This window comes from Ochrobactrum sp. AP1BH01-1 (genome assembly GCF_018066705.1).
GTDB lineage: Bacteria > Pseudomonadota > Alphaproteobacteria > Rhizobiales > Rhizobiaceae > Brucella.
In genome coordinates, this window is sequence record NZ_JAGPOU010000001.1 from 128,655 (window position 1) to 155,342 (window position 26,688).

Consider the following 26,688-nt stretch of genomic DNA (forward strand, 5'->3'; position numbering starts at 1 on the left):
AGTTTTCCCCGCTCTCGCCCGGAAGCAGGGCATCGCAAGAGTTTCAGCGAGGGCGTTTATTTTGGCAAGGTGGTAATTTCTACCACTAATTGGGTATGTATCCGCGATTCCTCTAAACCATATTTTGCTGAAGCCCTTAATCTAGGTTAATGACACTCAAGAAATTTTCGGGCAACTTTCCAAGAAAATAAGAACAAAGGCCGGGAAACTTCTGCCGGTGGTTGTCTAGATATCACGAAGATAAATAAAACAAGTAACCAATGCGCTTGCTTGATTGTGACGTGCAAGCAACGGAGGCGCGTTTTTGAATTGGGTTAGAGGGCGAGCAAATGAACATTTCCCCACAGTTCAGTAACAGGACCGGCGAATTAAAGAATAATGGCTACGGAGGGGCGAAAGACGCTTCCTTCAAGCCTGAACTGCCCAGTGACTGCGTGTTGCCGCTGCTGGTCATCATAGACAACCGTGCGTTGGATCGAGAATGCCTTGCACACGGACTGACGAACCACAGCATCGAAATGTCGATTGCCACATTCAGCTCTTTCGAGCAGTGGCAGCATCAGCGCCGCGGCCGCACGGCGGGCGCGGTGCTCTTCAACATTGGCGGACAGAAGGTCTCCGACCCGGCTGTCGGGAATTACCTCAATCGCATTGTCACGGACTGCGCTCCGGCGCCTGTCATTCTTCTGGCCGACAAGGAAGAAATCTCGCAGGTTCTCAAGGCGCTCGATCATGGGGTGAGAGGCTACATTCCGACATCGGTCAATGTGAATGTCTGCGTCGAAGCGTTGCGGCTTGCCATGGCGGGAGGGACGTTCGTTCCGGCCAGCAGCGTGCTCGCCCTGCGGCACGCCACCGATCCGAATTCGCAGCGGCTGCAACCGCTTGGCGGAATGTTCACCCAGCGTCAGGCCGAAGTGGTCAATGCGCTGCGGCGGGGCAAGGCGAACAAGATCATCGCTTATGAGCTGAAACTGCGGGAAAGCACCGTGAAGGTTCATATCCGCAACATCATGAAGAAGCTGAAGGCGTCCAATCGCACCGAGGTGGCTTGCATGATCAACGAGCTGTTTCCTTCGGAAACATCGTTTTCAGACCTGCAATAGGCGGGACCTGGCGGCCACTCAGGGGGCCAGGGGACATTCAGCGGATTGAATCATTCCGTGAAGGAGAATTTGGGTGATTATCTCCGACGTTTCAGCAGGAAACGGGCGGCAGCCGGTGGCTGACATGCTCGCCATTATAAAACGCAGAAAAATGATGCTTGTCGTGCCGGTGATCGCGGGCATTGGCGTCGGCTTTGCGGGCTATCTGACAGCGCCGGTCAGCTATGTGTCGGAGTCCGTGCTGGTGCTGGATATGCGGCGGTTGCAGGCGCTTCCCAACGAAAGCGCGATCACGCCGCTGCCGCAGGACAGCCCTGTTCTTCGTTCCGAGCTGGACATCATCAATTCACGCATGATGGCGCGCAAGGTCATCGACATTCTGCAAGCGGAAAACATCGCCGTGCCGACGGAATTCCGATCGCGCACGGTTTTGTCGTCTGCCTCGGATGCGGCCTTGCAGGCAAAGGGCGGGCGTGAGGTCGATCCGGCCTTGCGCGAACGCCAGCAGATCGATCTTCTTCTGTCGCGGCTGCGCGTCACCAATGACGGCCGGTCCTATACGATCTTCATTTCCTATCGCGCTTCCGACCGGGTCTATGCGGCGCAGGTCGCCAACGCCTTTGCCACCGCCTATCTCGACCACCAGATCGATGTGCAGCAATCGGCCACGCGGCGGGTCAGCGAGTGGCTTGGCGACAAGCTGGGCAACCTGCGCAGCGATCTTGAAAGTGCCGAACGTGCGGCGGAGGAATTCCGCCAGAAGTCGCGCCTTGCGGGCGATCAGGGCCAGATCAGTTTCCAGGCCCAGCGTGTGGCGGCTCTCAACAGCGAGATCGTCGCCGCAACGGGCGCCGTTTCGCTTGCCGAGGCGCGGTTGCGCACGGCGGAAGAATTGAAGGATAAGGATGAAGCGCCCGCGCTGGCCGAAGTTCTGGCCTCGCCAGCCATCCAGACCCTGCGCAGCGAGCAGGCGCGCGTCGAGCGCCAGCTTGGCGAGTTGCAGACAAATGGCGCGCTGAAAAGCGCTGAAATTCCTGTGCTGAAAGCTGAACGGGAAGCACTGAAACAGCAGATTTCCAGCCAGGTCGGCGAAATCATCAAGAGCCTCGGCAACGAAATCCAGATAGCGCGCCAGCGGCGCAGCGGACTGGAAGAAGCGTTGAGGAAGGCGGAAGCCGATCTTGCCGAAGCCAATCAGGCGCAGGTGAAGGCCGTGCAGCTTGACCGGGAAGCCAATGCCAGCCGCACGGTCTATGAAAGTTATCTGACGCGTTACAAGCAACTGATCGAGCAGGACGGCATGGCTGCGCCCGAAGCGCAGATGATTTCGCCCGCAGAACCGGCGATGGCCAAGGCCAGCCCGAACCTGCCCAACTGGCTGTTGCTGGGGCTGGGGCTTGGCGGGCTGGTTGCGCTTGCAGGCACGATGCTGAAGGAAACATTCGACAAGATCCGGCCCGCGCAGACGGCATCGCTGGTGCTGCCGGGCATTCCGGCAGCGACGCTGCTGCCGGTTTCGCCGCAGATGACCGTGCCGCTTCTCGTCAATCGCGGCCTTGATCCTGCAAGCCCGTTCGGCCGCGCCATCAAGTCCGTGCATGATCGCCTGCGGGCACTGACACGCGGTCGGGATTCGCTGGCGCTCTCGGTCGTTTCCCTGTCCAGCGGCGAGGGAAAGACGCTGCTCATCACCGCGCTTGCGCAGCAGATCGCCGCCACCGGCCTGACGGTCGCGGTCATCGATGCGACCAACAGGCGGTCGGGGCTGGCCGAGGCTTTCGGGCTTCCGCACAATGATTTTGGCGGTGTGCCCACCGGACGGCAACTCACCGGCGCGACGCTCGTGCACGATCATGGCTCCGGCATCGACATCATCAAGCCGAACAGCCAGATGCGCGAGGGAGACTGGCTGGCCGAACTGATCGCCCAGTTGCGGCCCGATCACAAGATCATTCTCGTCGACCTTCCGCCAGTCCTGGAAGACAAGCGCTCGGTTCTCCTGTCGCGGGCGACCGACACGGCGCTGCTCGTGGTCCAGCCCGACCGCCAGGACCAGCTCGCGACCAATGCGCTGATACAGACGATGGCTTCTTTCGGGCGCAAGCCCGCGCTTGCGGTCGTGAACCAGAATACCGCTTCCTATCAAAGCTGGATCACGCTTCCCGTCGCGCTGTGCGGGATGGCGCTGCAGAAGGCGGGGCGGGGGCTAGGCGGCATTTTCTCGCGGCGGCGAAAGCCGGTCGCAGGTAGCGTTCAGGAACAGGCGTGAGGGCACACCATGTCGCACAGGATCATCAGAAACCGCATTGCCACCCATCTGCGGGCCACGATGCTCGCGGGGCTCATTCTGGCTGGCGGGAGTTTTGCCGCGCTTGGCGAGGGACAGGCCTACCGGGTCGGGGCCAACGACGTGTTGCAGGTGACCGTCTATGGCCAGCCGTCCCTGACGGGTCTTTACCCGGTCGATGTGGACGGCAATATCGGCTATCCGATCGTGGGCAATATTCCGGTGAGCGGGCTCACCATCAACGAGATTGGCGAGAAGATCGCGGGATCGCTGTCGCAGCATATTCCCGGCCTGACGGTCACGGCAACCATCAACCAGTATGCGCCGGTGTTTGTCGTCGGCGACGTGAAGGCGCCGGGAAAATACCAGTTCCGGCCCGGCATGGTGGCGCTTGAACTGATGGCGCTTGGCGGCGGGGCCGGCAAGGCCGAAACGCCGGCCCTGACCGCCGGCATGCAGCTTATCACCGTCCAGCAGGAATATGTGGATTTGCAGATGCAGATCACGGCCATGACGATCCGGCGAGCCCGTTTCGAGGCGGAACTGAACGGCACGGAATTCACCTATAGCCTGCCGGAACAGCCTGCCTCCAGCAAGGAAACGGCGGCGCTGGCCCAGCAGATGCTGGACGGGGAAAAGACCGTCTTCACTGTCCGCCGCAATAATCTCGCCGCCGAACGTCAGGCGCTCGAGGCGCAGGCGGCGAGCTATGGCGACGAGATCGAGACCTTGCAGCAGAGCATCAAGCTGCACGACACGGAAATCGGGCTGTTGCAGGAAAATGTGGACTCCAGCAAGTCGCTGGTGGATCGCGGCCTTGCCGCCAAATCCAATCTTCGCGACATGGAGCGCGATCTGTCGGCGACCCGTCGGGCCGCGCTGGAGCTCGCCTCCTTTCTTGCACGGGCAAGGCAGAACCAGCTTGCCATGCAGCAACGCCTTGCCAATCTGGACGAAAGCCGCAAGAGCGAGGCGGCTACCGCCTTGCAGGACATCGATCTCAATATTGCCCGCATGGAACGCCGCAGCAATGCGCAGCTCCAGACAATGGCCGAGATCGCCAAGTCATCCGGCAATATCGCCTCGTCCACACTGCGCCAGAAGCTGATCTTCTCGATCAGCCGGATCGTTGATGGCAGTTTCCAGGATATCGTTGCCAATGAGCGCACGGAAATCAAGCCGGGCGATATCCTGCGCGTCGAGCTGGACATGAGCAGGACCGGCGGCTCGCCCTCTTAGAGGCTGTTCCAAAAGTCGCCATGCCGGTCTGTAAATGGTGTTTTTCTGCGTTCCGGTGCTCACGTACCTTAAGTACGTTGCGCTCCGATACTCGAAAATCACCATTTTCGCCACGGCCTGCCGCTTTTTGATTCAGGCACATAGGGCGAGCTATTCAAGCCGCAACGGGATTGGCGGTTTCCCGCGACCAATCGCGATAGACGTCGCGCAGGCCGTCCTCCAGATGAATGCGCGGCTTCCAACCGAGCGCCCGCATCCGCGACGTGTCGAGAAGCTTGCGCGGTGTGCCGTCGGGCTTGCTGAGGTCGTGTTCAAAGCGGCCTTCATAGCCGACGACGCGGGCGACAGTGAGCGCCAGATCCCTGATCGAAATCTCGTCGCCCGTTCCGATATTCATGGGCTCGATGCCGTCATAGAAGCGCAGCATGTGCAGGCAGGCATCGGCAAGGTCGTCCACATGCAGGAATTCCCGCAAGGGCTTGCCGCTGCCCCATAGCGTGACGTGATCGATGCCGCGCATCTTGGCCTCATGAATCCGCCGGATCAGCGCTGGCAATACGTGCGAGCTTGCTGGGTCGAAATTATCGTTCGGGCCGTAGAGATTGGTCGGCATGGCCGTCATGAAATGATTGCCATATTGCCGCGCGCAAGCTTGCGCATATTTCAGCCCGGCGATCTTGGCGATGGCATAGGCTTCATTTGTCGGCTCCAGCGGACCGGTCAGCAGCGCGTCCTCGGTGAGCGGCTGCGCCGCGTCGCGGGGATAGATGCAGCTTGAGCCGAGCCACAAGAGGCGCTCGACGCCGTTCTGGTGGGCGGCACGGATGAGGTTCATGCCAATGGCGAGATTGTCGTAGAGAAAATCCGCCGGATATTGCGAATTGGCCAGAATGCCGCCGACGCGGGCGGCTGCGATGATGATGACATCCGGCTTGCGGCCGCTTATGAAATTTTCCGTCGGTCCCTGACGGGTCAGGTCGAGCGTGCTGTGCGCGGCGGTGATGATGTCGCAATCCGTGCCTTGCAGGCGGCGCAGGATGGCCGAACCGACCATACCCGTATGCCCGGCAACGAACACCTTCTTGCCTTCGAGCGAATAGAGAGGGGCGATATCAGCCGTAGAAGTCATTGCGTCCGACCTCCCGCATGATGTTGCGCAAATCCCAGTCGACCATTTCGGCGACGAGATTGTCGAAGCCGGTCGTATGCTGCCAGCCGAGACGGCTCTTCGCCTTGGACGCATCGCCAAGCAGGAAATCGACCTCGTTAGGGCGGAAATAACGCGGATCGATCTCGATCAGGCAATTGCCCGTTTTTCGGTCACGGCCGATTTCCTCCACACCGTCGCCTTGCCATTCGATCTCCTTGTCGACCGCCTTGAACGCGTGTTCGACAAATTCACGCACCGTATGCGTTTCGCCGGTTGCAAGCACATAATCGTCCGGCTCATCTTCCTGCAGGATGCGCCACATGCCCTCGACATAATCGCGGGCATGGCCCCAGTCGCGGCGGGCATCGAGATTGCCGAGCCGAAGCCTGTCCTGAAGGCCGCGTTCAATGGCAGCGACGGCCCGCGTGATCTTGCGGGTGACGAATGTCTCGCCGCGAAGCGGGCTTTCATGGTTGAACAGGATGCCGTTGGAAGCATGGAAGCCATAGGCGTCGCGGTAATTGACCGTTGTCCAGTAGGCATAGAGCTTTGCCGTCGCATAAGGACTGCGCGGCGCAAAAGGCGTCCGCTCGTTCTGCGCCTTGGGCGAGCTGTTGCCGAAAAGCTCCGATGTGGAAGCCTGATAGAAGCGGCATGTCTTGCCGAGCCCCAGAATGCGCATGGATTCAAGCAGCCGAAGCGTGCCGAGCGCATCGGCATTCGCCGTATACTCAGGCGTTTCAAAACTCACCTGCACATGGCTCTGGGCGCCGAGATTGTAAATCTCGTCGGGCCGCACTTCCTGAATGACCCGGCACAGATTGGTCGCATCCGTCAGGTCGCCGAAATGCAGGCGGAAGCGAATGTCCTCCTCGTGCGGGTCCTGATAGAGATGATCGATGCGGGCCGTGTTGAACGAGGATGACCGCCGTTTCAGACCATGGACGCGATAGCCTTTCTTGAGCAGAAGCTCGCTTAGATAAGCGCCGTCCTGTCCGGTCACACCGACGATGAGAGCTGTTTTCTCCTGCAAGACCCTGCCTCCAATCAGAAACACGATGGAAGCATGTTAGCGATTTCCCGCGCGGGCAGAACGGCTCCAAAACGGCAATCGCGGGCCGGAACCTCCCTCTTCGGATGAGGACTGAAGCGCGCCCCGCATGACCGGTTTCCCCCAAAGAGGTAGGCGGTTCGCCCGCTGTCGGTGCCTGCCATGCCTTTGTGTTTCTTGCGGGTTCTGCTGCGCTGTTGCGATCCTCTGATCAACGGGGTCGTTCAACAGGAAGCGAAATCATGCGTGTGGTGCTTGCCAATCGTTACTACTACCCGGACCAGTCGGCGACGAGCCGGATGGTGACGAGCCTTGCGCATACGCTTGTGCGCGAAGGCATAGAGACGACCGTGCTTGCAAGCCGCAGCTATCACGACAGGCGAAAGGACGTGCTTCCTGCGCGCGAGACCATCGGCGGCGTGGATGTGCACCGCATATGGACCTCCGGCTTCGGTCGCGGCAGGCTTGTCGGGCGCGCGGTCGATTATGCGACCTTTCATCTGTCCGCTGCTGCGTGGTTCGCGTCCAATGCCAAGAAGGACGATGTTTGCGTCGTCTGCACCGATCCGCCGCTTCTGTCGGTGTCGGCTGCGCTGCCAATCCGCCTTCGCCGGGCTAAGCTGGTCAACTGGGTGATGGACCTTTTTCCCGAAACGGCGATGGAACTCGGTCTCATCAGGTCCAATACGGTTTCCGGCAGGCTCGCCCTGATCCTGCGCAACTGGTCGATGCGCCAGTCGGCGCTGACCATCTGCCCGATAGAGCGCATGGCGCATTATCTCTCGACACGGGATATTCCGGCGGAAAGCCTGAGCGTGGTTCATCACTGGGCAGACCGCAATGAGATCGTTCCCGTGCCACCGGCGCACAATCCGCTCCGTCGCGCCTGGGGTCTCGGACGCAAGTTCGTCATCGGCTATTCGGGCAATTTCGGGCGCGCCCACGAATTCCAGACGGTGCTCGATGCCGCCGAACGGCTGCGGCATATGAAAAGCATCATCTTCCTGATGATCGGCGAGGGGCAGCAGCGCGGCTTTGTCGAAAGCGAGGTCAGGCGGCGTGGGTTGACCAATGTGATGATGAAGCCCTTCCAGCCGGTGGAAAAGCTTTCCGAAAGCCTCGGCGCGGCCAATGTGCATCTGGTTTCGCTGAAGCCGGAACTGGAACATTGCATCGTTCCCAGCAAGTTTTACGGCGTGCTTGCCGCCGCCCGCCCGACGATCTTCATCGGCGACACGGAAGGCGAGATCGGCACGATTGTCCGCGATTTCCAATGCGGCATGGCGCTGAGGCCGGGCGATGTGGATGCGCTGGTCGAAGTGATCCTTCATCTGCGCCACTCGCCGGTCGGACGCATGTCGATGGGCAACAATGCCCGTTATCTGATGGAAACCGCCTATTCGCGGGAATATGGCGCCGCCGTCTGGCAGTCGGCCATCTCGCGGCTCGAGGAGAAGGTGGTGCCGCAGGCCATGCCTGTTCTCGACCGTCAGTTCCAGCCGAGGGAACTATGATGGATGGGTCGATCGTTGTCAGCCAGCTTGGCGCGCGCCGGCATTATGCGGTCCCGCGCATTTTCGCAAACAATCAGAGGCTGGCGCATTTCTATACGGATATCTGCGCCTTTCAGGGATGGCCGCGTCTGCTCGGCAGCGTTCCGCCCAATGCACTCCCATCCTCGGTGCGCCGGCTGGTCGGGCGCAAGCCCCAGGGCATCCCGCTGAAGCAGATGACGACCTTTCCGGTTTTCGGACTGCATTCAGCCCTCCGCAGGCTGGCAAACCAGACCGGGCCGAAATCCACCGCCAATGCGATATGGGCTGGCGAAACATTCGGCAGGCTGGTCGCTGAAAGCGGTTTTCACGGCGCGGGCGGGGTCTATGCTTTCAGCGGCGAAGCCGTGGAAGTGCTGTCGGCTGCGCGAAAAGCGGGCCTGTGGACCGCAGTCGATCAGGTGATCGCGCCGCGCGCGATTGTCGATCGGCTGGGGCGAGAAGAGGAATTGTTGAATCCGGGCTGGCAATTGCCGGTGGAAGACGACGGCTATTGCGAGGCTTTCGCGGAGCGCGAGCGAACCGAATGGCAGCTCGCCGATCTGGTCGTGTGTCCGTCGCCTTTCGTTGCCCGTCATGTTGCCGAGGAAGGCTGCGCGCCGGAAAAGATCGTCGTGGTTCCAACCGGGGTCGATACACGCTTCCGGATCGAACGAAAGGCGCGGGCGCCGGGCAAATTGCGCGTGCTGACGGTGGGCGCGGTGGGGCTGCGCAAAGGCTCGCCCTATGTCGGCTCGGTTTCGAGGCTGCTGGCGGGGCAGGCGGAATTCCGTATGGTGGGACCGCTGGAGCTCTTGCCCGAGGCGCAGGCAAAGCTGGCTGCAACGGTTGAACTGACCGGTCCCATCCCGCGCAGCGAAATGCGCAAGCAGTTTGAATGGGCAGATGTCTTTCTGCTTCCATCCTTGTGCGAAGGGTCGGCGATCTCTGTTTATGAGGCATTGGCCGCAGGCCTGCCCGTGGTCTGTACCGAAAATACCGGCAGCGTGGTTCGCAACGGTGTGGATGGTTACATCGTGCCGATACGCGACGTCAGGGAGACGTCCGAAATCTTGCGGGAGCTGGCGGGCAATCCGGCGGCGCTGGAACGGATGGGGGAAAATGCACGTGAACGTGCAGCCGATTATACCCTGTCACGCTATGGCGAAAGGCTTGCTGCGGCGATATTCGGGAAGAGGGCGGCATGAACATCGTCCATGTCATCGGCTCCTACGATCCAGCAAAAGGCGGGCCGCAGGCGGTCGTGGTGCGGCTGGCAGCGGCACAGGCGGCGCTCGGCCATGAGGTGACAATCGTAAGTTACAGCGACGACGAGGTGAGCAGGCGCGCTGTCGCGGCGACTGCTGCAATTCCCGGGTTCGACAGGGTGCGGACCCTGTTGCTGCCAATGCCCGATCTGCGCGAGACGCTGTTTGGAAGTGCTGCAGCGAAGGCGATGGAAGCGCTGTTGCGGGCTACGGATTTCGTGCATCTTCATGGCGTCTGGGAAACCAATCTGCTGCGCGCATCGATGCTCTGCCGCTGCTTTTCCGTGCCTTACTGCGTGTGCTGCTGCGGGATGCTCGATGTGTGGAGCATGAAGCAAAGCGCGTGGAAGAAAAAACTCGCCATGGGGCTGGGCTTTCGCCGGATGCTCGACGGCGCGGCCTTTATCCATGCGCTCAATGCGGATGAGATCGAGCTGATGCGGCCCCTGGGCCTGAAGGCTCCGCCGGTGATTATCCCGAACGGGATTTTTCTGAACGAGGTCGAGGGGGGAGAGGCCGATGTCGGCGGCTTGCCCAGGCGACCCTATGTGCTGTTTCTGTCGCGGCTTCACTACAAGAAGGGTCTCGACATTCTTGCCGATGCCTTTCGCCGGGTCGCTCCGCTGTTTCCTGATGTCGATCTGGTGGTGGCTGGTCCCGATGGCGGGGCGGAAGACGAATTTCGCGAGCGTATCCGGCAATACGGGCTGGAACAGCGCGTGCACATGACCGGGGGACTTTATGGCCCGGCCAAGATCGCTGCCCTCAAACGATCGGCCTGCTTCTGTCTGCCCAGCCGTCAGGAGGGGTTCAGCGTCGCCATCACCGAGGCGCTTGCCTGCGGCGTGCCTGTCGCGATTACCGATGCGTGCCATTTTCCCGAAGTTGGCGAGGCGGGCGCCGGTGTTGTTTCCCCGCTCGATCCGATGGCGGTTGCTGCGGCGCTTGAGCGGATTCTGGAAGATCCGGATCGTGCGGCGCGGATGGGCGCCGCCGGTGCAAAACTGGTGCGCGACAACTACACCTGGCCGCGCATCGCGGTTCAGACGATTGCGGCCTATCAGGATTTTCAGTCGCAGAAGACCGACGCGGTTGCAAGCCGCAAGGCGCTCCGGTCCGTTCCGGCAAGCTGACGCTCAGGGCTTTCGCCGTGGCCGCACCGCTCTGGCCGGATTGCCCGCATAGACCATCCACGGTTCCATGTCGCGGAAACTGACCCCGCGCGCGCCGAGAACCGCCCCTTCGCCGATATTCACTCCCGGTCCGACGAAGGCTTCCGCCGCAACCCAGCCATAAGCGCCGACATGAATGGGTGCTGCCGTTAGCGGAAAGTCGGCCTGATCGATATTGTGTCCCGCGGTGCACAGATGCGCCCGTTGCGAGACGATGGCGAAAGGCGCAAGCGTCACATGCGCCACGTTGTAACACAGCGCGCCCGGTCCGAGCGAGGAATGCGCGCCCATGGTCAGGTTGCCCGGCCACCAGATGCGGGCGCTGCCGCGCACGATGGCCGTTTTGTGGATTTTGGCGCCGAAGGCGCGCAACACCGCGCCACGCCAGCGCCAGAGGAAGGATGGCGTCCATGCCGCCAGCACCAGCCAGCTTGCCTGCCAGCACAGGCGCTGGACGCGGTGCCCGAGCGTAAAGGTCGCGCCACCCTCAAGCGGACGCGACGCGTTCATTTTGCCCTTGATGCCTTCTCCGAGTGCCTTGTGGTCCGACGTTACGGTCATGATGACCATCCTTCCTGAAGCGTGCCGCTTTGCGATGGCGGAAGCGGCAGGTGGATCGATCGATTGCGGATCACGCAGAATGAGAGAACGGGAATGAGGAACAGTGCCATGTGAATCCAGACCGGCACGACCCAATCCGTGTGGTGAGAAATGGAATGCATGGCCGGGACGATGGAAAGCATGTAAACCAGTTGGCCCAGCATCTCGCCCGCCATCGCGGTTTCCCAGAGCCTGCGCATGGCCCAGGCGAGCACCAGAAATTTCAACGTGCCGAAATACCAGAATGACGAAAACGCATCGACAAGCCCGGTTTCCGTGGTGCCGGTCAGCGGATTGTAATCGCGGCTGGGTTCAGGGACATCGAGATAGAGCGCTTCCTTGATATCGCCGCCCACGAGCTGCGCGGGAACGAATGTAAAGATGATCCGGTTCCAGTGATATTTGCCGTAGTCGAATTCCAGCCGCCGGTCGATTTCATCGATGCGTTGCACGGCATTGCGCATTTCAGGGCCACCGCGCTCAAGGGTGCTGCGGAAATTGGCGGCATAGTCGATTTCCAGTATCTCATCGAGAACGAAGCTCGCATCCGTGCGGGTTACCTGACGATAATCGCCCATGCTGGTCATCAGGAAAGTGCCGGCCAGGATGCCGATTGCCATGACCGTTCGGGGCACCACAATCCGCCGGTAGAACCAGAAGGCGAGAAGGAACATGAGGACGAGCTGTATTGTCTCCGCGCGTTTTCCCGTCACCAGAATCCGGTCCAGATAGAAAACCAGATCGAACAGGATGATCGCCAGCGCGGCCCATGTCGGACGCCGCGCAAAACACAGGACGGCGATGGCAAGGCCATAGGGCATGAGCTGCGCGAAGAACAGATAGACCACCGGCATGCCGGTCATCTGCATGCCGATGGAAACATCACCCGGAAGACGGCTCAGCAGAAAATAAAATACGGCGCCGAAAGCCGACAGCCCGGCCGCCGCCCAGATCAGCCGCCGCTCGCTGAAACTCATGCGGAGAAACCGGATCGGCTTTTTCGTCATCCGCCACCCGGTCACAAGCATTGCGAAGGACAGGATGCCCATGATCATCGTCTTGGCATAAGCGCCGGAAGGCAGAAACTGATCGTATACGAGGGCAGGGAGCTGCGGCAGCAGGAAACCGAAGGTCATCACGCCAGCGAGAAACGGAAACTGGTACATGCGTTCCGGTCGGGAGAAGAGGCCTCCAGCCAGAAGGTAGAGGACGAACCCGACGAAAATCCAGGTGAGCGGGAGGTTCATTGCGTGACCCTCGCCGCAGCGCATATGTCCGAAAGTTCGGGCGCCGGTTCGCCTGAGGAAAGATCGTGCGGGAAAATGCGGCCGGAAACCAGATACCAGCCGAGCTTCACATATTCCTTGGCGACGAGCTCCATGTCTGCGGGCGTCGCCGGAAAACCGGGGCGTCCGCCATCGCCGCCGATGGGAGAAGAGATGAAACGCATCTGCGGACAGGCGGCGCGAAAGCTCGCCATGGCGCGCCGGGAATGATACCAGTTCGTCACGATCAGCGCGCTTCTGGCCCGGATTTCCCACAAAACGGGAGCGGAAAATTGCGCATTCTGCCACGTGCTGCCCGACTGGCATTCGACGAAGATCGCCGAAGGGTTCACGCCGTTGCGCACCATGATCCGCTTGTTATAGAGGCAGTCGCCATCGCCGGTAACGAGGATCACCGGCGAGCGGCCTTCCTTCCACAGGCGGGCGGCCTGCGCCGCGCGCGGCGGGCCGTCTCCCCCGGGCACGACGATGACATCCGCCCTGCCGCCATCGTCCTGCAAGGTGAGAACCGGTTCCGAGAAGAACATCGCGGCGATGCCGAACAGGATGGCACAGGGCAGAGCGACGAGAAGCATCATACCATACGCCGTTGCGGTGCTTCGGCTTCCGGCGGCCGCCGTGCCGGAGAGGTCTCCGCGAGGGCGGCCAACTGGCGCTGCCGCCGTTCTTCCATCTTGACGACGATCATGAACTCGTAAGCCGAAAGCAGGCGGCAATAAAGATAACCAGGCTTGCCGTCGAGAAAGCCGCGGCGCAGCAGGTACATATAGAGAAAGCGCAGGCCCGGCCTGAAAGGCATGTGATAGGAAAGCGATTTCAACGCCCGCCGCCGCCGCTCAGGCACCGCCGAAAGCATGCCGCCCCAGTCGATCTTGCGTTCGAGCAGGCGCGAGGCGGACAGATCAGCTTCGGCTGTCGAGTAGCGGTTATGCTTGTCGTACCAGGCTTCGAGGCCCTTGTTGAAGCTGTAATGAATGAAATGGGACTGCAAGGCACCCTCAGGCCCGCCGCTGGCGCGGGAATGCACCGAGCGTTCAAACCGCACGCGGTCCGGCCTCACCAGCCGCGTGATCCAGGTAGGATAAAGGCTGGCATGACGTATCCAGCGCCCCATGAACATGTTCTTGTAACGCGCCTTGAAAAACACCTCCGGTCGGTCGGGGTCGGCGGCGATCGCCTGCATTTCGTCGCGCAGGTCCGGCGGGGTGATCTCGTCCGCGTCGGGCGTGTAGACCCAGTCATGCTTGAACTTGATTTCGGTCAGGCCATACATGCGCTGGCGGTCCTCGGTGTCGTAGGCACGCTGGAAGACGCGAGCGCCTGCTGCCCTGGCGATTTCGACCGTGCGGTCGCTGCTGAAGGAATCGAGCACGACGATATCGTCACACCAGTCCAGCGAAGCCAGACAGGCTGGCAGGTTGGCCTCTTCGTTCAGCGTCATGATGAGTACGGAAACATTCATGAAGTTGCCCCGGGGTAAGTGATTTTCGGTTTGGCGGCCGGGTTGGCCTCGACCATTGAAGCGGCGGCGGCCTGACGCGGGCCTCTGGTCATGTGCAACACGAAAAGCGTGTGCGCCGCAGCCGGGATCGCCAGTGCCAGAAGTATCGGCCAGACAGCGATGTCGAACCGGACGGCGAGATAGGCGACGCCACCGGCCATGAAATTGAGCACCATGATCGCGACGGCTGTCTGTCCGCACGAAAGCCCCGCATCCATCAGCAGATGATGCAGGTGCTGGCGGTCCGGCGAGAAGGGGCTCCGGCGCGCCGACATGCGGCGCACGATCAGGCTCAGCGTATCGATGACGGGCACGATGACTATCCAGATCAGGATGGGAAAGGCGACGGCGGCGGTTCCGCTTGCAAGGATGAGGATAAACCCGGCAAGGGCCGCACCAAGAAAGGTGCTGCCGCCATCGCCAAGGAAAAGGCTTGCCCTGTTGCGCCAGCGATGCCGCATATTGAAGACGAGAAAGCCGAGACAGGCGGCGGCGATGGCGAGCGCCTGCAAGCAGAGGCGATGCTCGCCCGCGCCGAAACCGATGACGGCCAGCCAGAAAAAGGCGGCGGCACTTGCCGATCCCGCCAGCCCGTCCACGCCATCGCTCATATTGACCGCGTTGACGAGGCCGACAATGAAAGCAAGCGCGACAAGAAGGAAAAGCGGGCCGGTAAGAAGCTGGATCAGCGTGTCCTCCGGAGCCGCTGCGGGCGTGCCGGTGCCGTCGGGTGCGAGGCCCAGATAGATTTGCCAGACCCCGGCCATGCCGAGCATCAGAATGGCTGCAAGCAGCTGAATCGCAAGGCGCGGCGCTACGGGCAGGTTGAAGCGGTCATCGAGAACGCCGGTGACGAGGATCAGCACCAGCCCCGGCAGCAGGGTCACTGCATTGGCGTGACCTGAAACGCCGAGCGCCACCAGCGCGGCAACGGAAAACGAGAGAAAAATGGCGATGCCTCCGCAAAGCGGGACGTTTCCGTCATGCATCTTGCGGGCATCGGGGACATCGATGAGATACCATTCGCGTGCCAGCCCGCGAAAGCCGAGGCAAAAGGCGACGGAAAGGGCGAAGGCCAGAAGCGTGATCCAGGAAAGACTTGTCATGTCTGCTCCGAGGCGCGTGCAAAAGATCGAACTCCGCAAATTTTTACGCACTGCCGCTTGCGTCCACGACTTGGCTTTAGAGCGTGCCGCATACGCCTTTCAGGTCGGGTGCTAACACCAAGGGCGACATTTCGTGCCTGTGGCAAAAGGCTATTCTGGGCCTGGCCGGGAAGATTGCGTCTGTGCACGCCCTTGTTCGGCTGGATGAATGGGGGACAAAGAGGTGACACGAAAACCGCCGACCGCGCTGCGGAATATCACTCGTTGGAGCGCATCATGAACGGCAGTCGCAGAGGGTTTCTCATGGCGGCGCTGGAGCAGTATGCGGGGCTGCTCTTCAACTTCGTGACGGTCGCTGCGGTATCGCGCTTTCTGGGGCCGACGGAAACCGGGATGGGCGTGATAGGCCTGAGCGTCACGGCGATCGTCTTTTCCCTGCGTGAATTCGCCAGTCCGGAGTTCCTGATAAAGATCGATAAGGTGCGCGATCAGGACATCCAGACTTCGCTTACTTTCCTGATGAGCGTGACGGTCCTGCTGTCTGCCGTCCTCTATCTCTCGCTGGGCTACTTCGCCGAAACCTATAACGATCCGCAACTGGAACTTTTTCTCAGCATTACAATCGTGGCTGCGCTGGTCGAAAGCCTGTCCTTGCCGATTGTCGCGTTGTTGAGGCGCGAAATGGCCTTTGGAAGACTGGCGCGCATTCGTACCGCTGGCTCGGGCCTCGGCGCTCTTGTAACCATTGCCATGGCCTTCTGTGGGTTCGGACATATGTGCTTTGCCTTCGGCCTGCTGGCAAGCGCGCTGATGACGACGGGACTGGCGGTTGCGCTCCATCCTTTGAGAACCATTCTGCGCCCATCGCTCGCCAGTTTCGGCACGGCGTGGCGGTTCGGGATTTTTCTCGGGGGCAACGCCGGGCTCAACAAGATCTGCATGACGCTTCCGCAGCTCCTGCTCGGGCGCTTCATGCCCATATCGGCGGTGGGAATTTACAACCGCGCCGACACGCTGAGCGGCCTGCCGGATCGCATCATCCTTTCCGCCGTTTTCACGGTCGCGTTTCCGATGCTTTCGGCACAGGTCCGTGAAGGAGCCGATATCAGCCAATCCTATATCCGCGCCTTGTCCTATATCACCGTCGTCTATTGGCCGGCGCAGGCATTGCTAGCGCTCCTTGCCTATCCGGCGGTGCACATCGTTCTCGGCCCCGGCTGGTCCGAAGCGGCGCCCATCGTCGCGATACTCAGTCTGGCCTGCCTTTTCTGGTTTCCATCCATCCTGACCTATCCGCTGCTGATGGCATTGGGCCAGAACCGCGAGGCGTTTCTGTCCAACCTGATTTCGCGGCTGGTCGCGGTCACCGTCATCGGCACCGCCGCGTTCTACGGGCTGCTCGCCGTTGCGCTCGGCCAGTTCATCAGCCTGCCGATACAGATGGTCATAGCCATCGTGTTCGTGCGCAGGCACGCGGCCTTCTCCTATGCGGTGCTTGGCCGGGCCTTGCTGAAAAGCGGGCTCGTTACCCTGATCACGCTTGCCATCCCGCTTGGTATGGTGGCCGCAACTGGCTTTTCGCTGGAAATTCACTGGTCAATGGCGGTCTTGATGGGCTTCATCGCGGCGTTCAGCTGGCTGGGCGCGCTGTTCGCAGTGCGGCATCCCTTTACCGCCGAGGTCGAACCGTTGCTGGTCTGGCTTGCCGGAAAATTTCGGGCGCGGGCTGTGCAGCCGCCGGCTTCCCGGCTTGCGAAATAGGAAGGTGGGTGATGAGCGAATATAAAGCGGAGCAGCCGACGATTGACGTTGTCATCCCCAATTTCAATTATGGCCGCTATCTCTCCCTCTGTGCCAACAGCGTCTTAAATCAGGCAGGCGTCAATGTCCGCCTGCTCATTATCGACAACGCCTCGACCGATAACAGCGTCGAGGTGGCAAAGGGCCTTGCCGCCGGGGACAGCCGCGTCGAGTTGCTGCTTCGCCGCAAGAATCTGGGGCCGCATGCTTCGTTCAATGAAGGCATAGACTGGGCCACATCGGACTATTTCCTGATCCTGTGTTCGGATGACATGTTGGCCGCAGGCGCATTGGAGAGGGCGGCAGGCGTGCTTTCGCAACACGCGGACGTTCATCTGGCGCACGGCGCGACCGGAAGGATGAAAGCCGATGACGGCGAACCCCATCCCATTGCAGGTCCCGCCCCGGATGAATGGCGGATACGGTCCGGGGAGGAATTCATCGAACTGGCCTGCCGGCATGCGTTCAATCCGGTGATCGGCCCGACAGCGGTGGTGCGCACTGCGATCCAGAAACAGGCCGGATATTACCGCACGTCGCTTTCACATACGGACGATCTGGAAATGTGGCTGCGCATCGCCATCCATGGATGCGTTGCATCGACCGGTCAGATACAGGCTTTTGCGCGTACGCATTCCCAGAACCAGTCGGCGGCGGTTAATGGCATTTTGAACTGGAACAGGGAGTTCGAGGCCGGTTTCCGGTCGTTTTTCGAGCATGAAGGCGCCAGCCTGCCGCAAGGGCAGCGGCTGTTCGCAATGGCACGGGATTGTCTGGCGAGGCGCGCCTACTGGTCCGCAATCTCAAATCTGGCGCGGCAGCCTAAAGCGGCGGGTTCGCTGATGGCGTTCGCTCTGAAGCGGGAGCCCTTACTCGCGGTCATGCCCCCGTTCGACTACCTGTTGAAACGATCCGCCCGTCGAAACGGCGTATGATCTTCTCGTCAGCCGTTTCGAGAAATGCGGCGCGAAGAACTTGTTCCTGTTCTGCCAGCCGGTTGCGATAGTGTTCCACGCCAGCCTCCACCTGTCTGCTCAACGCCTTTTGCTGCGCGAAGGCGAGGTCGATCTGGGAGAGGATGGTTTCGGGGTCGAAACTGTCGATCCGGTGGCAGAATGGCGAAAGTCCGGTATCGTGCAGAAGCGCATCGTTCTTGCTCGCATAAGCCAGCGAAATTGCCGGACGCCCCATGGCAAGGGCACAGACGATATTGTGGTAGCGGCTGGCAACGACAATGTCAGTCCTGGCGATCTGCTGCATCAGTTCGTGCAGCGATGCCGACGGCTCGAACATCACCTTGTCCGCTTCCGCCGGGCCAAGCTGTCCCAGTATATCGCGCGCCGCCTCGACATCACCCTTGTCACCAATCAGCAGTCGAACCTGCCGTCCACCGCCCAGAAGTCTTTTTGCAAGGGTGGTCATTTTGGCGACGTAATCCGCGTAAACGGCATCGCCGTCCCTGCCGTTCTTTTTCCACCCGCGATAGGACATCACGCCGATGCCCACGCATTGGTCCCGCTCGTCCCGTCTTCCATCTGGAACCGTAGGCAGCGCAAAGGCGATGTCCGCGCTGACGAAATCCTCATGGGGACTGACACCGAGCTGTTTCATGAAGTCGTGCGAAACCTGATCGCGATAGGACCGGAAAGCGGCAAGCGCCGATGCCCAGCGCATGAAGCGTCTGCTCAGCGGATGATTGACAGGACCCGCGCCAATCGACACAAAAATCATGCTTGTTCCGGTCAGCCTCGCCGCAAGCGACCATCGCAGCACCGCGAAAGGCCAGCCGAAGGGGTTTTCGTTGAAGTCGTCCAGAATGCCGGTCCCTGGCACGACAATGAGGTCGAGCTGGGAAGCAAGCAGCAGCGCGAAGCAGAAACCGATTGCGCGGCGAGGAAGATGCAACATGGCTTTGTTGATGGCCCGAAGCAGCCGGTTCGAGGGATGGGGCTGGGAGACCGGAAGGGCTGGAAGATCGAATTTCTGCGCAACGATGTCGGGCCTGGAGCAGATGCAGACAAGTTGTGCCTCGGGGCAATTGCGATTCAAAAGCTGCAACATGGCCTCCAGCGAACCGTCATTGCCGGTATTGCCCGATCCAAATTGCCCGAAAAGTCCAACCCGCATATGCGCGCCTCCCGATAGACCTAGAAGCTAATGCCGGACGCGCTGTCGGGAAAACTGGCAGAATGGTGAACACCATCCTCTATTGTAGGAGGGCATGTACCCCTCATAGCCGAAATGCGCGGTATCTCAATTCCGATACACTGGCGAGCGGTATATCCATTGCCCCCCGATATACCGGAGTAAGGCTTCGAGGGAGTTGTTCCCTCGAAGTCTTGGCTCCCTTGCAATATCACGTGGCAACAAGGTTCTGGCCATGAAATGTGCTTACTTTGTCCGTCCTCATATTGGCGGGACCTATTCGGTCTTCACGCGCCTGCGCTCGTCGCTCGGCCGGTCGGGGATAGAGCTTCGCTGGCTGGCGGCGGGCGCAGCGGGCGATACGGTCAACGTACCGAGCGGGCAGGGGCTGGAGGATGCGCTGCGCAAGGGCGACGCCATCGACCGCATGGGGCTGCTGGACGAAGAAACACGCGCCCGGCACATGATCGCCTTTCTGCGGGAAAACCGCTTCGATGCCGTTTTCGTCAATGTTCTCGCCAATCGCTTTGAAACCAATCTGGCGCGCTATCTGCCAGCCGATATCCTGCGCATCATGATCGTGCACAATATCACGCCCGGCACCTATGCGGCGGCGCGGGCGATCCGCGATCACGTCCATGCGACGGTCGGCGTTTCAAAACGCTGCCGCGACGATCTCGTCCGCCAGCACGGTTTCGACGCGGCCCGCACGCTGGTCATTCCGCATGGATTGAACCGGGATATTCACCTGGCGCGCAATGTTACGAAACAGGATGAAGGCAGTCCGCTGCGCCTGCTCTATATGGGGCGTATTGAGGACAACTCCAAAGGCATTTTCTGGCTGCCGAACATATTGCGGGAACTTGATTGTTCCTACCATCTGACAGTCGCCGGTGACGGCCCCGATCTGGCGGAACTGCGCCAACGTCTGGCGCCGTTTGGCGAAAGGGTAAGCTTTACCGGCTGGGTTGCGCCTTCCGATGTTCCGTGGCGGGTGAGCCAGCATGACGTGCTGGTCATGCCCTCGCGCTTCGAGGGGTTCGGCCTCACGCTCATCGAGGCAATGAGCCAGGGTTGCCCTGCGGTTGTGTCGAGGATCGCCGGTGTGACCGATACCATCGTCACCGATGGCGAGGACGGCCTTTTGTTCCCTGTTGGCGATTTCCGTCAGGCGGCGCGCCATATCGAGCGGCTTGCACGTGACCGGAAACTGCTTGCGGGCATGGCCACCGCCGCCCGGCAGAAGGTGGAAACCGTGTTCGACAACGATGTTGTGGGGCGCGCCTATGCGAGCCTTCTTGAACATCTGGTGGCGGAACGCCCGGCCATTGCCCCGCCGCTGGCGCTTTCGCAATGGGCGATGCCGAACGCGCTTCATTCCAGCCTGCGCAGCCGCCTGCCGAAGCCCGTGAAGAATTGGCTGCGCCAGATGCGCGAGCGCCTGCATGCGGGATGGTCGGCAGCATGACCTGTGAATAGAAAGGAGAAGGGCATGAACCTTTTCACGTCGCAGTTCCGCAATTCTCAATTGCTCTCCAGCAAGGCGCATGCGCTCATTCCGGGTGGCTGTCACACTTATGCCAAGGGCGACGACCAGTATCCGGTTCTGGCGCCCGGCTTCATCCAGCGCGGTTCCGGTTCGCATGTCTTTGACGTCGACGGCCATGAATATATCGAATACGGCATGGGCAATCGCGCCGTGGGGCTAGGTCATGCCTACCCGCCCGTCGTGCGCGCGGTGCGCGACGCCTTGCAGGATGGATGCAATTTCACGCGTCCGAGCGCCATCGAAGTCGAATGCGCGGAAAGCTTTCTTGAGCTGATCGACAGCGCGGACATGGTGAAATTCTGCAAGGATGGGTCGGACGCGACTTCCGGCGCGGTGCGGCTGGCGCGTGCCTATACCGGGCGCGACATGATCGCCTGCTGCGCCGATCATCCATTCTTTTCGACCGATGACTGGTTTATCGGAACCACGAAAATGAACGCGGGCATCCCCGCGTCGGTATCGGCCTTGACGGCGACGTTCCGCTACAACGACATCGCAAGCGTGCAGGCCCTGTTCGACGATTATCCGGGGCGTATCGCTGCCATCATCCTCGAACCCGCAAAGGCCGATGAACCGCAGGACAATTTTCTGCACGAAGCAAGGCGCATCGCCCATGAAAACGGGGCCTTGTTCATTCTGGACGAGATGATTACCGGCTTTCGCTGGCATTCGCGCGGGGCGCAGAAGCTTTATGATGTCGAGTCTGATCTTTCCTGTTTCGGCAAGGCGCTGGGCAACGGTTTTGCCATTTCGGCGCTCGCAGGCAAGGCGGAATATATGCAGCTTGGCGGTCTGACCCAGACCGACCATCCGCGCGTGTTCCTGCTTTCGACCACGCATGGCGCGGAAACCCACGCGATGGCGGCGGCGATTGCCACGATGACCATTTATCGCGACGAGCCCGTGATCGAAAGGCTCTATGAGCAAGGCTCCAAACTGGCGGAAGGCGTGAATGCGGCAATAGCCAGCCATGGGCTTCAGGACCACGTTCGCCTGTTCGGGCGGCCGTGCTGCCTTGCCTATGGTACGCTTGATGAAGAGGGCCAGCCGTCGCAAGCTTTCCGCACGCTGTTCCTTCAGGAGACGATCCGGCGTGGCGTGCTGATGCCGTCGCTGGTCGTGAGCTACACCCACAGCGACACCGACATTGCGCGCACAGTGGATGCAATCGACGGTGCGCTCGGCATTTATGTTCGCGCACTCAACGACGGGGTGGGTTCCTATCTGACGGGCCGTCCTTCGCAGGTGGTCTATCGCCGCTTCAACGAAGCGTCGGCCTATCCCTCCGCGATGCGATGAGGTGCTTCGCTGCGGTTATGATCGCAACGATCCTGCTGTCGATGGCGGTCGGCGGTTCATATGCGGCGGGCCAGTTTCCGATCAGGGTCGCTGAGGATGGACGCATTTTCGAGGATGCGACGGGCAAACCGTTCCTGTTGCAGGGCGATACGGCTTGGTCGCTGATCGCCGAACTGAAACGGGAAGATGCCGAGATCTATCTTCAGGATCGCAGGAAGCGCGGCTTCAACGCTATTCTGGTCAATCTGCTCGAACATCGGTTTTCCAGTCATCCGCCTGCCAATGCCTATGGCGAGAAGCCCTTCGTGGGCGACGCGTTCGGTGAGCTCAATCCGAGATATTTCGACCATGCCGCCTGGGTGATCGGGCGGGCGGAGCAACTGGGAATGGCTGTCTTCCTGGCACCCGCCTATCTGGGCGTCAATGGCAACAGCCAGGGCTGGTTTTCCAAGGTTCAGGCTGCCGGACCCGCGAAAATGCGTACCTATGGCGAAGCGATTGCCCGGCGATTTGCCGGATTTCACAATATTGTCTGGGTCCTGGGCGGGGATTTCAATGCGCCGGATCGCCAGCTTGTCTCTGATCTGGCCGAAGGCATAGCGCTCGTTTCCCCGCACGCGCTCCAGACCGTGCATTCCGGACGCAACACCAATACGGCTGAGCTCTGGGCTGACCAGCCGTGGCTGAGCTTCGATACGGTTTATACCTATGACGATGTTCATGCGGCGATTTCTGCCCGGCTGAAACCGGGCGGAATGCCGGTCATCTTGCTGGAGGGCGCTTATGAGTTTGAGCGGGAAACCACTGCGCGGATGATCCGCCGCAATGCCTATGGTGCGCTGCTGGCCGGTGCCGCAGGGCAGTTCTTCGGCAATAACCCGATCTGGCATTTCACCGGGCCGGGTGTCTTCACCGCCGATCGCAGCTGGCAGGAAGCGCTGAACAGTCCGGGCGCCCGGTCGATGACGGTATTGAAGAAACTGTTCGACAGACTGCCATGGCAGTACTTGCGACCTGATTGTGAAAAGCGCATCGTATTGAAGCCGGAAAGCTACGCCTCGTCCCTGCCTGACGGCACGCTGTCGGTCATCTATGGCGACGCGGATGGCTTTGCGGTGGCAAAGGATGCTGTCGGGGAAGGCTGGCAGGCAATCTGGTTCGATCCGGTTTCCGGCATGTTCGCAGATGCAGGCCGACCGAAGGTCGAGGGAACAAACGCAACTTACCGGCCGAAGCAGGCAAAAAACGCCGGTGGCGGAGCCGACTGGCTTTTGCTGGTCGGCAGCGCCGAACGCCTGCGAGACATCCAAAAGAAGTAGCCGATACGCCCTTTTTCTCCTTTCATAAACGCTTGTCCTAACCGGACATGCCTTCGGTCAGGTCGTCGCACCTGCGCTCCCCCGTTAACATGCATTTATCAAGGTTTGAGGAGCTGGACATGAAGGTACTGGTTACGGGCAATCAGGGCTATATCGGGTCGGTCATGGTGCCGGTCCTGATCAATGCGGGGCATGACGTGTCCGGCTATGACATTGGCCTTTATGAACATTGTCTTTTTCAGGAAGGCGGCGCGGTGATGAATGTGCCGACGCTTCGCAAGGACGTGCGCGATGTGTCGCCGCGCGATCTCGAGGGGTTCGATGCGGTCATTCATCTTGCCGCGCTTTCCAACGATCCGCTGGGTAATCTCAACGAGGAACTGACTTACGACATCAATCACCGGGCAAGCGTTGCGATGGCAAAAGCCGCGAAGCAGGCCGGTGTCGGGCGTTTTCTGTTCGCCTCGTCCTGCAGCAATTACGGCATCAGTGACGCCGATCTGATCGATGAGACCGGCGAACTGAAGCCGGTAACGGCCTATGGCCGGTCAAAGGTGCGGGCGGAACAGGAAATCCGGGAGCTTGCGGATGCAAGCTTCTGCCCGGTCTATCTGCGGCCTGCCACGGCCTATGGCGTTTCGCCCTTCCTGCGTTTCGATATCGTGCTCAACAATCTCGTGGCATGGGCGGTGACGAAGGGGCTGATCTACCTCAAGTCCGACGGCACACCCTGGCGACCGATCGTGCATATCCGCGATATTTCCCGCGCCTTCATGGCGGCAATGGAAGCCCCGCGCGAGAAAGTCTGGAACGAAGCTTTCAATGTCGGCTCGACGGAGCATAATTACCGTATCCGCGATATTGCGGAGATCGTTGCCGAGAATGTTCCCGATTGCCGCATCGAATATGCGGAGGATGCGGGGCCGGATACGCGGTCCTATCGCGTCAGTTTTGAAAAGCTGACGCGGGTGCTGCCAGAAGCCAAACCGGAATGGGATGCCGTTGCCGGTACGCGTGAATTGCTCGCCGCCTATAGCCGCTCCACCCTGACGCTGGAGGAATTCGAGGGGCCGCGCTTCCAGCGCATTGCTCATATCCGCAAGCTGATAGCCGACGGCGTGCTGGATACGAACCTGCGCCGTGTTGAAGAAGAGCCGCAACCACTGCGGGCGACGGCGTGATGGATACGGGGGCGGGCAGAAGCACCGAACGGGCCGTTCCATCGTCATCGGACGGGATGGCCATTTACGATCTCGCTGCCCGCCTTTACCCGCTTTGCCGCAGTCTGGCAGGGGATGGCGTGCGCGAAACGCTCGCCATTATCGGGGAGCACCTGCCGCTGACGCTCCATCAGGTGCCGACCGGTACGCCGCTTTACGACTGGAAAGCGCCGCAGGAATGGATCATTCGCGAGGCCTATATCGCGGACATGAATGGCAATCGCATTGTCGATTTTGCCCGGCATAATCTGCATGTCGTGAATTTCAGCGTGCCCGTGCGTATGCGGATGCCGCTCAGTACGCTGAAGGAGCATATTCATACACTGCCCGATCAGCCCGACCTCATTCCCTACCGCACCTGTTATCATGCGGATGGGTGGGGTTTCTGCATGGCGCATAGGGAATTTCTGGCGATGCAGGACGGTGATTATGACGTCGTAGTCGACGCGGAGCGGCGCGACGGTTTTTTGACCTACGGCGAGTTCGTTCACTGGGGTAAAACCGACGAAACGTTCATCCTGTCAGCCCATCTCTGTCACCCGTCGCTGGCCAACGACAATTGTTCCGGGCTGGCGCTGCTTACCCATATCGGCGAAGTGCTGCAATCGCGCCGCACGCGCTTGACCTACCGGTTGCTTTTCGGTCCGGCGACTTTCGGCGCGCTCGCATGGCTCAAGCAGAATGAGGTGCAACTGGACCTTGTCAGCCATGGGCTGGTTCTTTCCTGTGTCGGTGATGCGGGCGGGCCGAATTACAAGCGCAGCCGTCGCGGCGATGCGGAGATTGACCGCATCATGGGCCATGTGCTGGCGGGGCAGGCCAGTGCTTTGATGCACGATTTCTGGCCTTATGGCTATGACGAGCGCCAGTTCTGTTCGCCGGGATTCAACCTGCCGGTGGGCATGTTCCAGCGCAGCCTCTATGGCACTTTTCCAGAATATCATACATCGGCGGACAATCTCGATTTTATCCAACCGGACTGTCTCGTTCAATCTTTCAATATGATCATGCAAGCCATTGAGATTGCCGAACGAAACTGGCTTCCAGTGAACACTTCCCCAAAGGGGGAGCCGCAGCTTGGAAAGCGCGGGCTTTATGGAAGCATGGGCGGCGACAGCCGCGCCGCGCAAAATGCAATGGCGTTGTTATGGGTGCTTAATCTGGCGGATGGCAAACATTCCATCCTTGATATGGCAGAACGGGCGAAACTGCCATTCGCGACCCTTGCCGATGCCGCAGACCGGCTTCGCGGTGCAGGCTTGCTGACGGAGACTTAAAGCAGCGGCCAGGCCAGATCCTTGTCTGAGATGACGCTTGGCCTTTTCGGCCACGATATGCCGAGCGCCGGGTCGTCATAGCGCAATCCTGTTGCATAATCAGGTGCATAGGGCTTTGAGATCATGTAACGCACGAGGACCTCAGGCGTCAGGGTCTGAAAACCATGCGCGCAGCCTTCCGGAATGTAGAGCTGCACGCCGTTTGCAGCTGAAAGCTCCACGCCCGTCCAGCGCCGATAGGTCGGCGATTGCGGGCGCAGATCGACAAGAACGTCCCAGATCACGCCTTGCAGGCAGGTGACGAGCTTCGTCTCCGAATGCGGCTCGCTCTGGTAATGAAGGCCGCGCAACGTTCCTTCCTCGCGGGAGAAAGACAGGCTGTGCTGCGGAAAATGCGTTTCCATCTGCCGTTCGGCAAAGGCGCTTTCGCAATAGACGCGTGTAAACCAGCCGCGCTCGTCTTCAAGCCTTTCCGGCTCGATAGACCAGGCGCCTTCAATATTGAGCGAAGTGAAACGCATGTCGTGCCCCGAATTGTATCAAGGGCATTCTGCCAGCGGGTTTCTCGGACGGTAGAACTTTCTTCGATGCATCCGGACCGGCTTCGGGATGAAGCGACCCTGTCCGAAAGGGGTATGCGGCTAAGCCCCCGCCGCCATTGGGCGAAGATCGGGTAACTACGCTTCGTAGTCCATCCGGTGAATATTGCGCCCGATCGTAGGTGCGGCTCGCCCCTGATGACAGTCTCGGCAATTTTTAGACCGCTTAGTAATTTTGGCTA

22 protein-coding genes and 1 pseudogene are annotated in these 26,688 nt (G+C 60.4%); 14 read left to right on the plus strand and 9 right to left on the minus strand.

Going from position 1 to position 26,688, the window contains the following annotated elements; all coding sequences use genetic code 11:
- The first annotated feature begins 329 nt into the window (after positions 1-329).
- The 4 genes and pseudogenes from J9800_RS00615 to J9800_RS22295 form a co-directional block, all read left to right on the plus strand.
- Positions 330-1,106: a response regulator transcription factor gene (locus J9800_RS00615; RefSeq protein WP_114215147.1), complete on the plus strand. Its 777-nt coding sequence runs from the start codon at positions 330-332 to the stop codon at positions 1,104-1,106.
- 73 nt (positions 1,107-1,179) lie between these two features.
- Positions 1,180-3,375 (plus strand): GumC family protein, encoded by a 2,196-nt coding sequence (locus J9800_RS00620; protein WP_114215146.1) that lies wholly within the window; start codon positions 1,180-1,182, stop codon positions 3,373-3,375.
- A 9-nt stretch (positions 3,376-3,384) separates the two neighbouring features.
- Positions 3,385-4,632, plus strand: coding sequence for a polysaccharide biosynthesis/export family protein (locus tag J9800_RS00625; protein WP_114215145.1), 1,248 nt, complete (start codon positions 3,385-3,387; stop codon positions 4,630-4,632).
- A 34-nt stretch (positions 4,633-4,666) separates the two neighbouring features.
- Positions 4,667-4,777, plus strand: a pseudogene (locus J9800_RS22295) (flagellar basal body P-ring protein FlgI); the annotation flags it as partial.
- Between the two features lie 9 nt (positions 4,778-4,786).
- On the opposite strand, the gene J9800_RS00630 reads toward J9800_RS22295, so the two are convergent.
- Together J9800_RS00630 and gmd are read right to left on the minus strand one after the other, a co-directional pair.
- Complete coding sequence (locus J9800_RS00630) at positions 4,787-5,761, minus strand: GDP-L-fucose synthase family protein (protein ID WP_114215144.1); 975 nt, start codon at positions 5,759-5,761, stop codon at positions 4,787-4,789.
- Complete coding sequence (gene gmd / locus J9800_RS00635) at positions 5,745-6,815, minus strand: GDP-mannose 4,6-dehydratase (RefSeq protein ID WP_114215234.1); 1,071 nt, start codon at positions 6,813-6,815, stop codon at positions 5,745-5,747. The genes J9800_RS00630 and gmd overlap by 17 nt, the downstream gene beginning before the upstream one ends.
- 260 nt (positions 6,816-7,075) lie before the next feature.
- Here gmd and J9800_RS00640 point away from each other — a divergent pair, with 260 nt between their 5' ends.
- The 3 genes from J9800_RS00640 to J9800_RS00650 are packed head-to-tail and all read left to right on the plus strand — an operon-like array spanning position 7,076 to position 10,766.
- On the plus strand, positions 7,076-8,347 hold the full coding sequence (locus J9800_RS00640; protein ID WP_114215142.1) for a glycosyltransferase family 4 protein: 1,272 nt from the start codon (positions 7,076-7,078) through the stop codon (positions 8,345-8,347).
- Complete coding sequence (locus tag J9800_RS00645) at positions 8,347-9,573, plus strand: glycosyltransferase family 4 protein (RefSeq protein ID WP_114215141.1); 1,227 nt, start codon at positions 8,347-8,349, stop codon at positions 9,571-9,573. Before J9800_RS00640 ends, J9800_RS00645 begins: the two co-directional genes overlap by 1 nt.
- Entirely contained in the window at positions 9,570-10,766 is a 1,197-nt protein-coding gene (locus J9800_RS00650; protein WP_114215139.1) for a glycosyltransferase, read from the plus strand. The genes J9800_RS00645 and J9800_RS00650 overlap by 4 nt, the downstream gene beginning before the upstream one ends.
- 3 nt (positions 10,767-10,769) lie before the next feature.
- On the opposite strand, the gene J9800_RS00655 is transcribed toward J9800_RS00650, so the two are convergent.
- The 5 genes from J9800_RS00655 to J9800_RS00675 are packed head-to-tail and all read right to left on the minus strand — an operon-like array spanning position 10,770 to position 15,298.
- A complete protein-coding gene (locus J9800_RS00655; protein WP_114215233.1) occupies positions 10,770-11,366 on the minus strand; it encodes an LbetaH domain-containing protein in 597 nt (198 codons plus the stop codon).
- Positions 11,363-12,652, minus strand: a complete 1,290-nt coding sequence (locus tag J9800_RS00660; protein WP_114215138.1) for a hypothetical protein — start codon at positions 12,650-12,652, stop codon at positions 11,363-11,365. Before J9800_RS00660 ends, J9800_RS00655 begins: the two co-directional genes overlap by 4 nt.
- Positions 12,649-13,266, minus strand: coding sequence for a YdcF family protein (locus J9800_RS00665; protein ID WP_205315903.1), 618 nt, complete (start codon positions 13,264-13,266; stop codon positions 12,649-12,651). Before J9800_RS00665 ends, J9800_RS00660 begins: the two co-directional genes overlap by 4 nt.
- Positions 13,266-14,153, minus strand: a complete 888-nt coding sequence (locus J9800_RS00670; protein WP_114215135.1) for a glycosyltransferase family 2 protein — start codon at positions 14,151-14,153, stop codon at positions 13,266-13,268. The genes J9800_RS00665 and J9800_RS00670 overlap by 1 nt, the downstream gene beginning before the upstream one ends.
- Entirely contained in the window at positions 14,150-15,298 is a 1,149-nt protein-coding gene (locus tag J9800_RS00675; protein WP_114215134.1) for an MraY family glycosyltransferase, read from the minus strand. Before J9800_RS00675 ends, J9800_RS00670 begins: the two co-directional genes overlap by 4 nt.
- Before the next feature lie 276 nt (positions 15,299-15,574).
- On the opposite strand from J9800_RS00675, the gene J9800_RS00680 reads away from it, so the two are divergent.
- Positions 15,575-17,059 (plus strand): oligosaccharide flippase family protein, encoded by a 1,485-nt coding sequence (locus J9800_RS00680; protein WP_114215232.1) that lies wholly within the window; start codon positions 15,575-15,577, stop codon positions 17,057-17,059.
- A gap of 11 nt (positions 17,060-17,070) precedes the next feature.
- Positions 17,071-18,033 carry a glycosyltransferase family 2 protein gene (locus J9800_RS00685; protein WP_114215132.1) on the plus strand — a complete coding sequence of 321 codons (963 nt, stop codon included), beginning with the start codon at positions 17,071-17,073 and terminating at the stop codon, positions 18,031-18,033.
- On the opposite strand, the gene J9800_RS00690 is transcribed toward J9800_RS00685, so the two are convergent.
- On the minus strand, positions 17,978-19,225 hold the full coding sequence (locus tag J9800_RS00690; RefSeq protein ID WP_205315902.1) for a polysaccharide pyruvyl transferase family protein: 1,248 nt from the start codon (positions 19,223-19,225) through the stop codon (positions 17,978-17,980). The two genes, J9800_RS00685 and J9800_RS00690, sit on opposite strands and share 56 nt — an antisense overlap.
- 253 nt (positions 19,226-19,478) lie before the next feature.
- Here J9800_RS00690 and J9800_RS00695 point away from each other — a divergent pair, with 253 nt between their 5' ends.
- From J9800_RS00695 to J9800_RS00715, 5 genes are all read left to right on the plus strand, one after another.
- Positions 19,479-20,711 carry a glycosyltransferase family 4 protein gene (locus J9800_RS00695; RefSeq protein ID WP_114215131.1) on the plus strand — a complete coding sequence of 411 codons (1,233 nt, stop codon included), beginning with the start codon at positions 19,479-19,481 and terminating at the stop codon, positions 20,709-20,711.
- Between the two features lie 24 nt (positions 20,712-20,735).
- On the plus strand, positions 20,736-22,091 hold the full coding sequence (locus J9800_RS00700; protein ID WP_114215130.1) for a glutamate-1-semialdehyde 2,1-aminomutase: 1,356 nt from the start codon (positions 20,736-20,738) through the stop codon (positions 22,089-22,091).
- Entirely contained in the window at positions 22,088-23,410 is a 1,323-nt protein-coding gene (locus J9800_RS00705; protein ID WP_210845382.1) for a glycoside hydrolase family 140 protein, read from the plus strand. The genes J9800_RS00700 and J9800_RS00705 overlap by 4 nt, the downstream gene beginning before the upstream one ends.
- Positions 23,411-23,529: 119 nt before the next feature.
- Positions 23,530-24,591: an NAD-dependent epimerase/dehydratase family protein gene (locus J9800_RS00710; RefSeq protein ID WP_114215128.1), complete on the plus strand. Its 1,062-nt coding sequence runs from the start codon at positions 23,530-23,532 to the stop codon at positions 24,589-24,591.
- Positions 24,591-25,907, plus strand: a complete 1,317-nt coding sequence (locus J9800_RS00715) for a DUF4910 domain-containing protein (protein ID WP_114215127.1) — start codon at positions 24,591-24,593, stop codon at positions 25,905-25,907. The genes J9800_RS00710 and J9800_RS00715 overlap by 1 nt, the downstream gene beginning before the upstream one ends.
- Here the strand turns inward: J9800_RS00715 and rfbC are convergent.
- The gene (gene rfbC / locus J9800_RS00720; RefSeq protein WP_114215126.1) at positions 25,904-26,428 is read right to left on the minus strand and encodes a dTDP-4-dehydrorhamnose 3,5-epimerase; all 525 of its coding nucleotides are present in this window, start codon (positions 26,426-26,428) and stop codon (positions 25,904-25,906) included. The two genes, J9800_RS00715 and rfbC, sit on opposite strands and share 4 nt — an antisense overlap.
- Between the last annotated feature and the right edge of the window lie 260 nt (positions 26,429-26,688).